This is a genomic window from Pseudomonas sp. NFPP25, from assembly GCF_900116505.1.
In the GTDB taxonomy this organism is placed as follows: Bacteria; Pseudomonadota; Gammaproteobacteria; order Pseudomonadales; family Pseudomonadaceae; genus Aquipseudomonas; species Aquipseudomonas protegens.
Map to the genome: position 1 here is coordinate 302,607 of NZ_FPBG01000005.1, position 14,085 is coordinate 316,691.

Genomic DNA, 14,085 nt, shown 5'->3' on the forward strand with positions numbered 1-14,085 from the left:
CCGGCAAGCCGGCGAAGCTGTTCCTTTAAATACGGAAACTGCCCACCAGATGCTGCAGGCGCTTGGCCTGCTGCTCCAGGTCGGCGCAGGCGCGCAAGGTGGCCTGGAGGTTTTCCACGCCTTCCTGGTTGAGGGTGTTGATCTCGGTGATGTCGACGTTGATCGACTCCACCACGGCAGTCTGCTCCTCGGTGGCGGTGGCCACCGACTGGTTCATGCCGTCGATCTCGCCGATGCGCTGGGTCACGCTGCCCAGGCGCTCGCCGGCCTGGTTGGCAATGCCCACGCTGTTCTCGCTCTCGCGCTGGCTTTCGGTCATGGTGCCCACCGCTTCACGGGCGCCTACCTGCAGTTCCTCGATCATCTTCTGCACTTGCTGCGCCGAATCCTGGGTGCGGTGGGCGAGGTTGCGCACCTCGTCCGCTACCACTGCGAAGCCGCGCCCGGCTTCACCGGCGCGGGCGGCTTCGATGGCGGCGTTGAGGGCCAGCAGGTTGGTCTGCTGGGAGATGCTGGTGATCACTTCCAGAATCTGCCCGATGTTCACCGTGCTGCTGTTGAGGGTTTCGATGTTGTCGCAGGAACTGCTGATCTTGGCCGACAGCTGGTGCATCGCGGCGATGGTCTTGTCCACTACCTGCTGGCCGTCTTCCGCCAGGCTGCGGGCGTCGCTGGAGTGCTGCGAGGCCAGGGCTGCGTTCTGGGCGATTTCCTGGGCGGCGGCGCCCAGCTGGTTGATGGCTGCGGCCACGCTGCTGGTGCGCGAGGCCTGCTGGTCGGAGTTGAACATCGACGAATTGGAGGCAGCCACGACCCGCAGGGCCACTTCGTTGACCTGGCCGGTGGCCGAGGACACTTCGCGGATCGAGCTGTGGATGCGTTCGACGAAACGGTTGAACGACACTCCCAGGGTGCCGAATTCGTCGTGGCCGTGGATCACCAGGCGTTTGGTCAGGTCGCCTTCACCTTCGGCGATATCGTGCATGGCCCGGCCCATCAGGTGCAGGGGCTGCATCAGCATGCGGATCAGCATGCCCAGCAGGCTGATGATGATCACCACGGCAATGGCCATGGCGATGATGGCCGAGGTGCGGAACTCGCTGAGCATGGCGAAGGCGGTGTCCTGGTCCAGGACCAGGGCCACGTACCAGTCGGCCGAGGGCACGCCATTGACGTGGGTGAAGGAAATGAACTGGGTCTTGCCGCCCTGCTGTACTTCTTTCAGGCCCGGGCTGACGTTCGGCGCTGCGTTGGGGTAGGCCTCGCTCAGGTTCTTGAGCACCAGCTTGCTGTCAGGGTGGATGAGGATCTTGCCCTCGGCACTGACGATGAAGGCATGGCCGTGGCCGCCGAAGTTCAGTGAGTTGATGATGGCGCTGACGCTCGACAGGTCGATGTCGGCACCGGCCACGCCGATCATCTGGTTCTGGTGCTGTACCGGGGTGGCGACGGTGATCACCAGCTTGCCCGACGAGGCGGCGATGTAGGGTTCGGTGACGATGGTCCGCTGGGCGCCGGTGGCTGCCTTGTACCAGCCGCGGGCACGGGGGTCGTAATCGGCGGCGCGGTTGCCGGCCGGTACCGAGAACATCACGCCGTCCTGGCCCCCGAAGTAGCTGAGCTGGAAGTTGCCGGTGTAGGCGGGCAGGCCGACGCTGCGTTTCAGGCTATCGGCGCCGCTGCCGTCCACGGCGATCTGCTGGGCCAGGGATTGCAGGAGCTGGATGCGGCTCTCCAGCCAGGTCTGGATGTTGCTGGTGGTCAGGCTGCCCAGTTCCTGCATCGAGGCTTCGGTGCTGCTGCGCAGGGCCTCTCGCTGTCGATAGTCGTTGAACAGAATAAAACAGGCGAACGCAACGGCAACCACAAGGGCGGCGGCGAGCAGGATCTTGTGGCTGAACTTCATATTTCTGGTCATTAAATGAACTACCGCGAGGGGCTGGTCAACGAGGGGCGTCAATTTGCCACAGTGGAGGGCTTTGCGCTGCATCTTATGTCGACTGGCCACCACTGAAAATGAGGGGCAGATGCACAAAGCCGACGAACTGTCAGGTGCGGCAAAAAGGTCCTTGATTTACGAGGCAATTGCCCGGTTTGCCAGGCAAGAAATACCCGTCTCCCCGGGGAACCAGAAGGGGGTTTTCTCTTCTAAGCTTCTGGTTGGCTGACAGGCCTTCCCCCTTTTGTTCAGGAGTTCACCATGTCCCTGCGTTCTCTCGCTCTGTTGTCGTTCTGCGTGCTGCTGGCCGCGTGCAGCAAGGTCAATCAGGAAAACTATTCCAAGCTGTCGGCGGGTATGCCCAAGGCCGAGGTCGAACAACTCCTGGGCAAGCCGACTGACTGTTCGGGCGCGCTGGGCATGTCCAGCTGCACCTGGGGTGACAAGAACAGCTTTATCAGCGTGCAGTACGCCGGTGACAAGGTTCTGATGTTTTCCGGGCAAGGCCTGAAGTAAAAAAAACCGGGGCTTCGGGCCCACGGGAGAAAAATAATGATGCGTTTTGCTGTCACTCTTCTTGTCGGCCTGCTCTTGGCCGGCTGCGCCACGTCCCGGGACGATTCGCTGGCGCCCAAGACCGTCAACCACGTCGATCTCAAGCGTTATCAGGGCACCTGGTACGAGCTGGCGCGGTTGCCCATGTACTTCCAGCGCAACTGTGCGCAATCCGAGGCTCGCTATACCCTGCTGCCGGAGGGCAACGTGGCGGTGCTCAATCGCTGCCTGACGCCGGAATGGAAATGGGAAGAGGCCCGTGGTACGGCCACGCCTCAAGTGCCGGGCAAGACCGACAAGCTGTGGGTGGAGTTCGATAACTGGTTCTCGCGGCTGCTGCCGGGCGCTACCAAGGGCGACTACTGGGTGTTGTACGTCAGTGATGACTACAAGACCGCGATTGTCGGCAACCCGAACCGCCGTTACCTGTGGCTGCTGTCGCGGACCAAGGAGGTCAACGAAACGGTGCGCGAGGAACTGCTGAGCAAGGCTCGCCAGCAGGGGTATGACACCACGCGGCTGATCTGGCGGGTGTCGGACTCGGCCATGGCCAAGACCTCGAAATAAGCTCATCCGCAGGAGCCGGCTGGCCGGCGAAGGCGCTCGTGAGAATGCTTTCGCCGGCCAGCCGGCTCCTACAGGTCGGGGTTAGTTGAGCAGGTCACGCAGGACCTGGGTGAAGGCCCGGCTGCTGTCTTCTTCGGCGGCGTGACGCCCGTCGCGCACGACCCACTGCCCACCCACCATCACATCGCGCACCTGACGGTCGCCGCCGGCGAACAGCCAGCGGTTGAGAATCCCGTCGCCGTCGGCGGTGGCCAGGTAGGGGTCGTTGCCATCCAGCACCAGCCAGTCGGCGCGGGTACCCACGGCCAGGGCGCCAATGCCTTGTCCCAGGGCCTGGGCCCCGCCATCCAGCGCGGCGTCGTACAGGGTCCGGCCGACCATGGGCTGGTCGGCGCGGTACAGGCGGTTGCGGCGCTGGTCCCGCAGGCGCTGGCCGTACTCCAGCCAGCGCAGTTCTTCCACCACGCTCAAGGACACATGGCTGTCGGAGCCGATGCCCAGGCGCCCGCCCTGGGCCAGGAAGTCCACCGCCGGGAAAATACCGTCGCCCAGGTTGGCCTCGGTGGTCAGGCACAGGCCGGCGATGGCCCGGCTGCTGGCCATGAGGCTGACTTCCTCGGGGTTGGCGTGGGTGGCGTGGACCAGGCACCAGCGCTGATCCACCGCGACGTTTTCATACAGCCACTGCAATGGACGCCGGCCGCTCCAGCTCAGGCAGTCGTCGACTTCCTTCTGCTGCTCGGCGATGTGGATATGCACCGGGCAATGGCGATCACTGGCAGCCAGCACTTCGCTGATCTGCTGTGGCGTGACCGCTCGCAACGAGTGAAAGCACAGGCCCAGTTGCTGGTTGGCCTGCTGCGCCAGCAGCGGCTGCAAGTGCTGTTGCAGCTTGAGGTAGTTTTCCGTGCTGTTGATGAAGCGGCGCTGGCCGTCATTCGGTGCCTGGCCACCAAAGCCTGCGTGGCTGTAGAGCACTGGCAGCAGGGTCAGGCCGATACCGCTGCCGGCGGCGGCCTGGCTGATGCGTCGGGACAGTTCGGTGGGGTCGGCGTAGGGCTTGCCGTCGCTGTCGTGATGCACGTAGTGGAATTCAGCTACCGAGGTGTAGCCGGCCTTGAGCATTTCGATATACAGCTGCCGGGCGATGACTTCCAACTGCTCGGGATTGATCTTGCCCACCAGGCGGTACATCAGGTCGCGCCAGGTCCAGAAGCTGTCATTGGGGTTGCCGGCCACTTCCGCCAGCCCGGCCATGGCCCGCTGGAATGCATGGGAGTGCAGGTTGGGCATGCCCGGCAGCAGCGGGCCCTTGAGCCGTTCCGCGCCGTCTGCGCTGGCGTTGGCCTGGATCTGTGTCAGTTGGCCGTTAGCGCTGACTTCAAGGCGTACATGGTTGGCCCAGCCATCAGGCAGCAGTGCACGTTCGGCGAAAAAGGCGGACATGGTTCAAGCACCCTATCGTTTGTTATTTGTATATACATATACAGACGTTTGCCTGCCCGGTAAACTCCGGCAAGCTAGCCACCTTTATCGATCAACAAGGATTTCCTGTGCCGACTCCGCCTGCCAAATCGCCGCTGGCTGCCCACTTGGGCGATAGTCCGGCGCCCTTGTACGCCCGCGTCAAACAGATGATCACCCAGCAGATCGAGAGCGGAAACTGGCCGCCGCACTACCGTGTTCCCTCGGAAAGCGAGCTGGTCAATCAGCTGGGTTTCAGCCGCATGACCATCAACCGCGCGCTGCGCGAGATGACGGCCGAAGGCATGCTGGTGCGGATGCAGGGCGTGGGCACGTTCGTCGCCGAACCCAAGAGCCAGTCCGCCCTGTTCGAAGTGCACAACATTGCCGACGAGATCGCGTCCCGCGGTCATCGCCACACTTGCCAGGTGATCACCCTGGGCGAGGAGGCCGCCGGTTCCGAGCGTGCCCTGGCCCTGGACATGCGTGAAGGGCAGAAGGTCTTCCACTCGCTGATCGTGCATTTCGAGAACGACATCCCGGTGCAGATCGAGGACCGTTTCGTCAACGCCCTGGTGGCGCCGGAGTACCTCAAGCAGGACTTCACCCTGCAGACTCCCTACGCCTATCTGTCCCAGGTCGCGCCCCTGACCGAGGGCGAGCATGTGGTGGAGGCGATTCTCGCCGAAGCCGAAGAATGCCGGCTGCTGCAGATCGAGCGGGGCGAGCCTTGCCTGCTGATTCGCCGTCGCACCTGGTCCGGGCGCCAGCCGGTGACCGCCGCGCGGCTGATCCACCCCGGTTCCCGTCATCGTCTGGAAGGGCGCTTTCACAAATGATCCAGCTCACCCATCTGCGTGCCGCCGACTACCCACGCATGCCCTGGAAAAACGGTGGAGGCAGCACCGAAGAGATTGCCCGGGATACCGGTGACGGCCTGGACGGTTTCGGCTGGCGCCTGTCGATTGCCGATATCGCCGAGTCCGGCGGGTTTTCCAGTTTTGCCGGTTACCAGCGGGTCATCACCGTGCTCCAGGGCGCGGGCATGCAACTGACCATCGATGGCGAGGATGTGCGGCCGCTGTTGCCTCTGGACGCCTTTGCCTTCAGCGGCGCCAGCCAGGTCGATTGCACATTGCTGGAGGGGGCGATCCGCGACTTCAACCTGATCTATTGCCCACAGCGCTACGTCGCCCGTTTGCAGTGGCTCGATGGCCAGCAGCGGTTTTTCACCCAGGCGCACACCTTGTTGTTGTTCAGTGCTGCCGAGCAAGCCTGGGTGGATACCGGTAGCGCACCGGTGCAAGCACTGGGGCGTTATGACTGCCTGCGCCTGGAAGGCAATCGCGGGCTGCTGGAAGTCGCCCTGGACGGGCTGTGCTGCGTGATCGAACTCACCGCCCGCTGATTCATCGCGTCTTGCCGCAGGTCGGGATACGGCCTGCGGATGCTGCAAACCTCCTTTCTTTATTCGTGCTTGGTTGCCCTCGGCTTCGTGCGGGGTCCTGCGTGCCTGCGCCGGCGCGCCTGCTGTTTCTTGCGCGCACTCATTTGTTACCGAACGCCCCAGCTCGGCGCAAAAGCCCATCCTGGTAACAGCCGCGCGCGTGGCAAAAAACCTTCGCTGAAAATTTATCTTTGGTTGAAAGCCCCGTTCTACAAGGCCTGCGATGTGTTCGTCAGGTTTATGAGAATGATCTCAAGGGAGTTGGCCGCTTGATTGCATATGCTTGTATGTACAAGTAAATATGTGTGCGTAAGAGTCGATGGAATCCTCTTCGCACCTTGGACTCATCGCCGAGGAGTTTTTCCGTGACCGACAGCAAGCCAACTAAATACCGTAACGTCGAAATCCGTGCTGCACGCGGCAACAAGCTGACCGCCAAGAGCTGGCTGACCGAAGCGCCGCTGCGCATGCTGATGAACAACCTCGACCCGGAAGTTGCCGAGAACCCCAAGGAACTGGTGGTGTACGGCGGCATCGGCCGCGCGGCGCGCAACTGGGAGTGCTACGACAAGATCGTCGAGGCCCTGACCCATCTGAATGACGACGAAACCCTGCTGGTGCAGTCCGGCAAGCCGGTGGGCGTGTTCAAGACCCACAGCAATGCCCCGCGGGTACTGATCGCCAACTCCAACCTGGTGCCGCACTGGGCCAGCTGGGAACACTTCAACGAACTGGATGCCAAGGGCCTGGCCATGTACGGCCAGATGACCGCCGGCAGCTGGATCTACATCGGCAGCCAGGGCATCGTCCAGGGCACCTATGAAACCTTCGTCGAAGCCGGCCGCCAGCATTACGATTCCAACCTCAAGGGCCGTTGGGTACTGACTGCCGGTCTGGGCGGCATGGGCGGCGCCCAGCCACTGGCCGCGACCCTGGCCGGGGCCTGCTCGCTGAACATCGAGTGCCAGCAGACCAGCATCGACTTCCGCCTCAAGACCCGCTACGTCGACGAGCAGGCCACCGACCTGGACGACGCCCTGGCGCGGATCAAGAAATACACCGCCGAAGGCCGTGCCATCTCCATTGCCCTGTGCGGCAACGCTGCCGAGATCCTGCCGGAACTGGTACGCCGCGGCGTGCGCCCGGACATGGTCACCGACCAGACCAGCGCCCACGACCCGCTGAACGGCTACCTGCCCAAGGGCTGGACCTGGGAGCAGTACCGTGACCGCGCCCAGACCGAGCCGGCGGCGGTGATCAAGGCGGCCAAGCAGTCCATGGCCGTGCACGTCCAAGCCATGCTGGACTTCCAGAAAATGGGGGTTCCGACCTTCGACTACGGCAACAACATCCGCCAGATGGCCCAGGAAGAGGGCGTGGAAAACGCTTTCGACTTCCCCGGCTTCGTCCCGGCCTATATCCGTCCGCTGTTCTGCCGTGGCATCGGCCCGTTCCGCTGGGCGGCGCTGTCCGGCGATCCGCAGGACATCTACAAGACCGACGCCAAGGTCAAGGAACTGATCCCCGACGACGCCCACCTGCACAACTGGCTGGACATGGCGCGCGAGCGCATCAGCTTCCAGGGCTTGCCGGCACGGATCTGCTGGGTTGGCCTGGGCCTGCGTGCCAAGCTCGGCCTGGCCTTCAACGAAATGGTCCGCAGCGGCGAGCTGTCGGCACCGATCGTCATCGGTCGCGACCACCTGGACTCCGGTTCCGTGGCCAGCCCGAACCGTGAAACCGAATCGATGCAGGACGGTTCCGATGCCGTATCCGACTGGCCGCTGCTCAATGCCCTGTTGAACACCGCCAGTGGCGCGACCTGGGTTTCCCTGCACCACGGCGGCGGCGTCGGCATGGGCTTCTCCCAGCATTCGGGGATGGTGATCGTCTGCGACGGCACCGATGAAGCGGCCGAGCGTATTGCCCGGGTGCTGCACAACGACCCGGCCACCGGGGTGATGCGTCACGCCGATGCCGGCTACCAGATCGCCATCGATTGCGCCAAGGAACAGGGCCTGAATCTGCCGATGATCACCGGCAAGTAACCACCGCTCTCTGTAGGAGCCAGCTTGCTGGCCAAGCATGCACCGCGGTGCATCAGGCACACCGCCTCGCGAGCCCGCTCGCTCCTACAGGGGAAATCGTCTGCAGTGCCCACTAGAGGTTCGACGTCCATGGCTTTAGCGAATGATCGTGCAAGCAACAAACCGTTGATCGAAAGGCGTTCGATCGACTACATCCCGGAAGCGGAAAGACACGGTCGTCTCTTGAGTCAATTCACCCTGTGGTTGGGCGCCAACCTGCAGATCACCGCCATTGTCACCGGCGCCCTGGCAGTGGTCCTGGGCGGTGATGTGTTCTGGTCGCTGATCGGCTTGCTGGTCGGTCAGTTGCTGGGGGGCGGGGTCATGGCCCTGCATGCCGCCCAGGGCCCGCAACTGGGGCTGCCGCAGATGATCTCCAGCCGCGTGCAGTTCGGCGTGTACGGTGCGGTGATTCCCCTGGTGCTGGTGTGCCTGATGTACGTCGGCTTTTCCGCCAGCGGTTCGCTGCTGGCGGGGCAGGCGGTGGCGCAACTGCTGCACGTCGAAGACTGGGCCGGCATCCTGCTGTTCGCCGGCTCGATCATGGTCTTCACCATTTTCGGCTACCGGGTCATCCACGGCATCGGGCGGATCGCCAGCGTGCTTGGCGTGGTGGCCTTCATCTACCTGTTCTACAAGCTGCTGGCAGGCAACGACATCGCGGCCCTGCTCGGCAACAAGCATTTTTCCCTGGCCAGCTTCCTGCTGGCGGTATCGCTGTCGGCCTCCTGGCAGATCGCCTTCGGCCCTTATGTGGCGGACTACTCGCGCTACCTGCCGCGCAGCACCTCGGCGGCGAAAACCTTCTGGGCCGTAGGCCTGGGTTCGGTGATCGGGGCCCAGGCCGCGATGGTCTTCGGGGTCTTCGCGGCGGCCCTGGCCGGGTCCCAGTTCGCCCACCACGAGGTGTCGTTCATCGTCAGCCTCGGCGGTACCGGTGTCGTCGCCGGCCTGCTGTATTTCGCCGTGGCCTTCGGCAAGGTCACGGTGACCACGCTGAATGCCTACGGCAGCTTCATGTCGATCGCCACGATCATCAGCGGCTTTCGCGGCAGCCGGCATATCGGCAGCGGTGTCCGCCTGTTCTACATCTTCATCATGGTCTCGCTTGCCGCCACCCTGGCACTGTTGGGCAAGGATTCGTTCCTCAAGGACTTCTCCGCCTTCATCCTGTTCCTGCTGGCGTTCTTCACGCCCTGGAGTGCGATCAACCTGGTGGATTTCTACTGCATTACCAAGGAGCGCTATGACATCCCCGCGCTGTCCAATCCGGACGGTCGCTACGGTCGCTGGAATGTCATGGGCATCAGTATCTATGTGTTCGGCGTGCTGATTCAGATGCCGTTCATTTCCACCCACTTCTACACCGGCCCCCTGGTGGCGAGCCTCGGAGATACCGACATCTCCTGGATCATCGGCCTGGTGGTGCCCGCGGCGTTGTACTACGCCTGTGCGAAGAAGTGGCATGGCGCGGTGCCCGAGCACCTGATCCTGCCAGTAGAGCAGGGCGCGCCCACCGAACAAAAAACGAGTGGGACCACCCGCGCTGCAGCGGTATGAGTCTTGATTGGACGTGGACAGGGCTGGATGCCTCTTAACTGCCGTAAGCCAACTCATGATTAGGAGCGTCACACAATGAAAATGCATAAGACCCTGCTGACCACGTTGCTGTCCATGGGCCTGCTGGTCGCTTCCGGCGCCCAGGCCGCGGGCTGGTGCGAGTCGGGCAAGGCGGTGAAGTTCGCCGGCCTGAACTGGGAAAGCGGCATGTTGCTGACCGACGTGCTGCAACTGGTCCTGGAGAAGGGCTACGGCTGCAAGACCGACAGCCTGCCGGGCAACTCCATCACCATGGAAAACGCCCTGGGCAGCAATGACATCCAGATCTTCGCCGAAGAGTGGGTGGGCCGCAGCGAGGTGTGGAACAAGGCCGAGAAGGCCGGCAAGGTGGTGGGCGTCGGCGCGCCGGTGGTGGGTGCTGTCGAAGGCTGGTACGTCCCGCGCTACGTGATCGAAGGCGACGCCAAGCGCAAGCTCGAAGCCAAGGCCCCGGACCTGAAGAACATTGCCGACCTGGGCAAGTACGCCAGCGTGTTCAAGGACCCGGAAGAACCGAGCAAGGGGCGTTTCTACAACTGCCCGGCGGGCTGGACCTGCGAGCTGGACAACAGCGAGATGCTCAAGAGCTACGGCCTGGAAAGCAGCTACACCAACTTCCGCCCGGGCACCGGCCCGGCCCTGGATGCGGCGGTACTGTCGAGCTACAAGCGCGGCGAGCCGATCCTCTTCTACTACTGGTCGCCGACCCCGCTGATGGGCCAGGTGGACCTGGTCAAGCTCGATGAGAAACCTGGCGTCGACAAGAGCGTGAGCATCAAGGTCGGCTTGTCCAGAGTCTTCCACGACGAGGCCCCGGAGCTGGTGGCGGTACTGGAAAAGGTCAACCTGCCGATCGACCTGCTCAACCAGAATCTGGCGCGCATGAGCCGTGAGCGCATCGAGTCGCCGAAACTGGCGAAACTCTTTCTCAAGGAACATCCTGAAGTCTGGCACCCATGGGTCAGTGAAGAGGCCGCCGGGAAAATCGACGCGGCCCTGTAGCCCGGGCTTTTCCGGCGGCTCCAAGGGCCGTCGGGAACCGGACAGCAACCTCCTTTGAGCGAGAGTTTCCTATGTTTCCAGAAAGCTTCACGTTTTCCATCGCCGATTGGGTCAACGGCTGGGTCGACGCCCTGGTGACCCATTATGGCGATGTGTTCCGGCACATTTCCGACACCCTGCTGTGGGCCATCGTCAACCTCGAAGGCCTGCTGCGCATGGCGCCCTGGTGGCTGATGCTGGCGATTGTCGGCGGTATCGCCTGGCACGCCACCCGCAAGCTGCTGACCACCGCGGTGATCGTCGGCCTGCTGTTCCTGGTGGGCGCGGTGGGGCTGTGGGACAAGCTGATGCAGACCCTGGCGCTGATGCTGGTGGCGACCCTGATCTCGGTGCTGATCGGCATCCCCCTGGGGATCCTCTCGGCCCGCAGCAACCGCCTGCGCTCAGTGCTGATGCCGCTCTTGGACATCATGCAGACCATGCCCAGCTTCGTGTACCTGATCCCGGTGCTGATGCTGTTCGGCCTGGGCAAGGTGCCGGCGATCTTCGCTACGGTGATCTACGCCGCGCCGCCCTTGATCCGCCTCACCGACCTGGGGATCCGCCAGGTGGACGGCGAGGTGATGGAGGCGATCAACGCCTTCGGCGCCAATCGCTGGCAGCAGCTGTTCGGTGTGCAACTGCCCCTGGCCCTGCCGAGCATCATGGCCGGGATCAACCAGACCACGATGATGGCCCTGTCGATGGTGGTGATCGCCTCGATGATCGGTGCCCGTGGCCTGGGCGAGGATGTGCTGGTGGGGATCCAGACCCTCAACGTCGGGCGCGGCCTGGAAGCGGGGCTGGCGATCGTGATTCTGGCGGTGGTGATCGACCGCATTACCCAGGCCTACGGTCGTCCGCGCCATGAGGTGAGCAAATGAGCAGCGCTGCCATCAGCAAGATCGAAGTGAGGAACGTCTTCAAGATTTTCGGCAGTCGCCCTGCCGATGCCCTGGCGATGATCCACCAAGGCAAGGGCAAGGACCAGGTGCTGGCCGAGACCGGCTGTGTGGTCGGGGTCAACGACCTGTCCCTGAGCATCGGCACCGGCGAGATCTTCGTCATCATGGGCCTGTCCGGCTCTGGCAAGTCGACCCTGGTGCGCCACTTCAACCGCCTGATCGACCCCACCAGCGGCGCGATCCTGGTGGACGGCGAGGACATCCTGCAATACGACATGGAGGCCCTGCGCCAGTTTCGCCGGCACAAGATCAGCATGGTGTTCCAGAGCTTCGGCCTGCTGCCCCACCGCAACGTGCAGGACAATGTTGCCTACGGCCTCAAGGTGCGCGGCGAGAGCAAGGCACTGTGTGCCGAGCGTGCCTTGCACTGGATCAACACCGTGGGCCTCAAGGGCTACGAGAACAAGTACCCGCACCAGCTGTCCGGCGGCATGCGCCAGCGGGTCGGCCTGGCCCGGGCCCTGGCGGCGGACACCGACATCATTCTCATGGACGAGGCCTTCAGCGCCCTCGACCCGCTGATCCGCGCAGAAATGCAGGACCAGTTGCTGGAGCTGCAGAAGACGCTGCACAAGACCATCGTCTTCATCACCCATGACCTGGACGAGGCCGTGCGCATCGGCAACCGCATCGCGATCCTCAAGGACGGCCGCCTGATCCAGGTGGGCACGCCCAGGGAGATCCTGCATTCACCGGCGGATGAGTACGTCGACCGTTTCGTCCAGCGTCGTGCCGCGACGGTGTAGTTCAACAGCCCACAAGTCCCGGGCCCGTAGGAGCTGGCTTGCCAGCGAAGAGGCCCCCGGATTTCACCACGAGGTTAACGATGTTCCAGGCTGAAAAGATCGTAATCGCCGACGCCCCCCTGGGTTGGCAGGATGTTGTCGCCGTCGCCCGCCACGGTGCTGAGCTCGAACTCTCGGAGCAGGCCTGGGCGCGGATCGACAATGCCCAGGCCATCGTGCGCAAGGTGGTGGACAGCGGCGAGCGCGCCTATGGCATCAGCACCGGCCTTGGGGCCTTGTGCAATGTGTTGCTGGCCGGCGAGCAGCTCAGCCAGCTGTCGCGCAATACCCTGCTCAGCCATGCCTGCGGAGTTGGCCCGGTGCTGGCCGACGAACAGACCCGGGCGATCATCTGTGCGGCCATCATCAACTACAGCCACGGCAAGTCCGGGATCCACCGGCAGGTGGTCCAGGCGCTGCTGGCGCTGCTCAATCGCGGGATCACCCCGCAGGTGCCGTCGCAGGGTTCGGTGGGCTACCTGACCCACATGGCCCATATCGGCGTGGCGCTGCTCGGCGTCGGTCAGGTCAGCTATCGCGGGCACATCGTCAGCGCCGAGCAGGCCCTGGCCGAGGAAGGGCTGCAAGCGGTGCAACTGGGGGCCAAGGATGGTCTGTGCCTGGTCAACGGCACGCCGTGCATGACCGGCCTCGGTTGCCTGGCCCTGGCCGATGCCAGCCGCCTGTTGCAGTGGGCCGACGTGATCGGCGCCATGAGCTTCGAGGCCCTGCGCGGCCAGATCGCCGCCTTTGATGCCGAGATCATCGCCCTCAAGGCGCACCCCGGCATGCAGGTGGTGGGCAGCAACCTGCGGGCCTTGCTCGACCGCAGCGAGGTGATCGCTTCCAGCAAGGGCATCCGTACCCAGGACGCCCTGAGCATCCGCTCGATTCCCCAGGTGCACGGTGCTGCCCGGGATCAACTGGCCCACGCGGCCAGGCAGGTGGAAACCGAGCTCAATGCCGCCACCGACAATCCGTTGCTGCTGGGCACCCCGGACAACTATCGGGTGGTGTCCCAGGCCAACCCCCACGGCCAGTCGGTGGCCCTGGCGGCGGACGTGCTGGCGATTGCCATGGCCGAGATCGGCTCCATCGCCGAGCGCCGCCTGGACCGCCTGATCAACCCCCATGTCAGTGGCCTGCCGGCGTTCCTGGTGGCCGAGCCCGGGGTCAACTCCGGGATGATGATCGTGCAGTACGTGGCGGCCTCGCTGTGCGCGCAGAACCGCCAGCTGGCACAGCCGGCGGTGCTCGACAACTTCGTCACCTCGGGCCTGCAGGAAGACCACCTGAGCCTGGGCACCAACGCCGCCCTGAAGCTGCTGCAGGTGCTGGAAAACTGCACCCAGATCCTCGCCATCGAGTACCTGCTGGCGGCCCAGGCATTCGAATTTCTCAAGGAGCAGCGCTTCGGCACCGGCACCGGCATTGCCTGGTGCCTGCTGCGCGAGCGGGTTCCGGCCTACGACCAGGACCGCTGGCTGGCCCCGGATATCGCCAGCGTGGCGGCCTTGCTCAAGGACCCGCGATTGCTCAACAAACGCTTTTCCAAGGTGCAATAAAACGGATTTCCCCATCGCCAGCGTGCCAAGGCGCCACCTGCTCAAGCTGCGGGTGGCGACGGACAACGGAA

At 63.7% G+C, this 14,085-nt stretch carries 12 protein-coding genes; 10 read left to right on the forward strand and 2 right to left on the reverse strand.

The window, feature by feature from the left end:
• Nucleotides 1-25: 25 nt before the first annotated feature.
• Entirely contained in the window at nucleotides 26-1,918 is a 1,893-nt protein-coding gene (locus tag BM382_RS21365) for a methyl-accepting chemotaxis protein (protein WP_026022877.1), read from the reverse strand.
• Between the two features lie 282 nt (nucleotides 1,919-2,200).
• Between BM382_RS21365 and BM382_RS21370 the strand changes: the two genes are divergently transcribed.
• Nucleotides 2,201-2,455 carry a hypothetical protein gene (locus BM382_RS21370; protein ID WP_011058771.1) on the forward strand — a complete coding sequence of 85 codons (255 nt, stop codon included), beginning with the start codon at nucleotides 2,201-2,203 and terminating at the stop codon, nucleotides 2,453-2,455.
• A gap of 36 nt (nucleotides 2,456-2,491) precedes the next feature.
• The gene (locus BM382_RS21375) at nucleotides 2,492-3,061 is read left to right on the forward strand and encodes a lipocalin family protein (RefSeq protein WP_011058772.1); all 570 of its coding nucleotides are present in this window, start codon (nucleotides 2,492-2,494) and stop codon (nucleotides 3,059-3,061) included.
• A gap of 81 nt (nucleotides 3,062-3,142) precedes the next feature.
• On the opposite strand, the gene BM382_RS21380 is transcribed toward BM382_RS21375, so the two are convergent.
• The gene (locus BM382_RS21380) at nucleotides 3,143-4,507 is read right to left on the reverse strand and encodes a formimidoylglutamate deiminase (protein ID WP_072443853.1); all 1,365 of its coding nucleotides are present in this window, start codon (nucleotides 4,505-4,507) and stop codon (nucleotides 3,143-3,145) included.
• Nucleotides 4,508-4,614: 107 nt separating this feature from the next.
• On the opposite strand from BM382_RS21380, the gene hutC reads away from it, so the two are divergent.
• The 8 genes from hutC (at nucleotide 4,615) to hutH (ending at nucleotide 14,014) form a co-directional block, all read left to right on the forward strand.
• On the forward strand, nucleotides 4,615-5,364 hold the full coding sequence (hutC, locus tag BM382_RS21385) for a histidine utilization repressor (RefSeq protein WP_011058774.1): 750 nt from the start codon (nucleotides 4,615-4,617) through the stop codon (nucleotides 5,362-5,364).
• Complete coding sequence (locus BM382_RS21390) at nucleotides 5,361-5,933, forward strand: HutD/Ves family protein (protein ID WP_011058775.1); 573 nt, start codon at nucleotides 5,361-5,363, stop codon at nucleotides 5,931-5,933. The genes hutC and BM382_RS21390 overlap by 4 nt, the downstream gene beginning before the upstream one ends.
• Nucleotides 5,934-6,337: 404 nt before the next feature.
• The gene (hutU, locus tag BM382_RS21395) at nucleotides 6,338-8,020 is read left to right on the forward strand and encodes a urocanate hydratase (RefSeq protein WP_011058776.1); all 1,683 of its coding nucleotides are present in this window, start codon (nucleotides 6,338-6,340) and stop codon (nucleotides 8,018-8,020) included.
• Between the two features lie 129 nt (nucleotides 8,021-8,149).
• Nucleotides 8,150-9,619 carry a purine-cytosine permease family protein gene (locus BM382_RS21400; protein ID WP_072443855.1) on the forward strand — a complete coding sequence of 490 codons (1,470 nt, stop codon included), beginning with the start codon at nucleotides 8,150-8,152 and terminating at the stop codon, nucleotides 9,617-9,619.
• Nucleotides 9,620-9,694: 75 nt separating this feature from the next.
• Nucleotides 9,695-10,660 (forward strand): ABC transporter substrate-binding protein, encoded by a 966-nt coding sequence (locus BM382_RS21405; protein ID WP_015633846.1) that lies wholly within the window; start codon nucleotides 9,695-9,697, stop codon nucleotides 10,658-10,660.
• A 71-nt stretch (nucleotides 10,661-10,731) separates the two neighbouring features.
• Nucleotides 10,732-11,583, forward strand: coding sequence for an ABC transporter permease (locus BM382_RS21410; RefSeq protein ID WP_011058779.1), 852 nt, complete (start codon nucleotides 10,732-10,734; stop codon nucleotides 11,581-11,583).
• On the forward strand, nucleotides 11,580-12,410 hold the full coding sequence (locus BM382_RS21415; protein WP_072443857.1) for a quaternary amine ABC transporter ATP-binding protein: 831 nt from the start codon (nucleotides 11,580-11,582) through the stop codon (nucleotides 12,408-12,410). Before BM382_RS21410 ends, BM382_RS21415 begins: the two co-directional genes overlap by 4 nt.
• Before the next feature lie 80 nt (nucleotides 12,411-12,490).
• Complete coding sequence (gene hutH, locus BM382_RS21420; protein WP_011058781.1) at nucleotides 12,491-14,014, forward strand: HAL/PAL/TAL family ammonia-lyase; 1,524 nt, start codon at nucleotides 12,491-12,493, stop codon at nucleotides 14,012-14,014.
• Nucleotides 14,015-14,085: the final 71 nt, after the last annotated feature.

Excerpts from the sequence above, each read along its gene's own strand:
- BM382_RS21415 (WP_072443857.1), top strand. The coding sequence starts at position 11,580 with ATGAGCAGCGCTGCCATCAGCAAGATCGAAGTGAGGAACGTCTTCAAG.
- BM382_RS21400 (WP_072443855.1), top strand. The coding sequence starts at position 8,150 with ATGGCTTTAGCGAATGATCGTGCAAGCAACAAACCGTTGATCGAAAGG.
- BM382_RS21405 (WP_015633846.1), top strand. The coding sequence starts at position 9,695 with ATGAAAATGCATAAGACCCTGCTGACCACGTTGCTGTCCATGGGCCTG.
- BM382_RS21365 (WP_026022877.1), bottom strand. The coding sequence starts at position 1,918 with ATGACCAGAAATATGAAGTTCAGCCACAAGATCCTGCTCGCCGCCGCC.
- BM382_RS21390 (WP_011058775.1), top strand. The coding sequence starts at position 5,361 with ATGATCCAGCTCACCCATCTGCGTGCCGCCGACTACCCACGCATGCCC.
- BM382_RS21380 (WP_072443853.1), bottom strand. The coding sequence starts at position 4,507 with ATGTCCGCCTTTTTCGCCGAACGTGCACTGCTGCCTGATGGCTGGGCC.
- BM382_RS21410 (WP_011058779.1), top strand. The coding sequence starts at position 10,732 with ATGTTTCCAGAAAGCTTCACGTTTTCCATCGCCGATTGGGTCAACGGC.
- BM382_RS21370 (WP_011058771.1), top strand. The coding sequence starts at position 2,201 with ATGTCCCTGCGTTCTCTCGCTCTGTTGTCGTTCTGCGTGCTGCTGGCC.
- BM382_RS21375 (WP_011058772.1), top strand. The coding sequence starts at position 2,492 with ATGATGCGTTTTGCTGTCACTCTTCTTGTCGGCCTGCTCTTGGCCGGC.
- hutH (WP_011058781.1), top strand. The coding sequence starts at position 12,491 with ATGTTCCAGGCTGAAAAGATCGTAATCGCCGACGCCCCCCTGGGTTGG.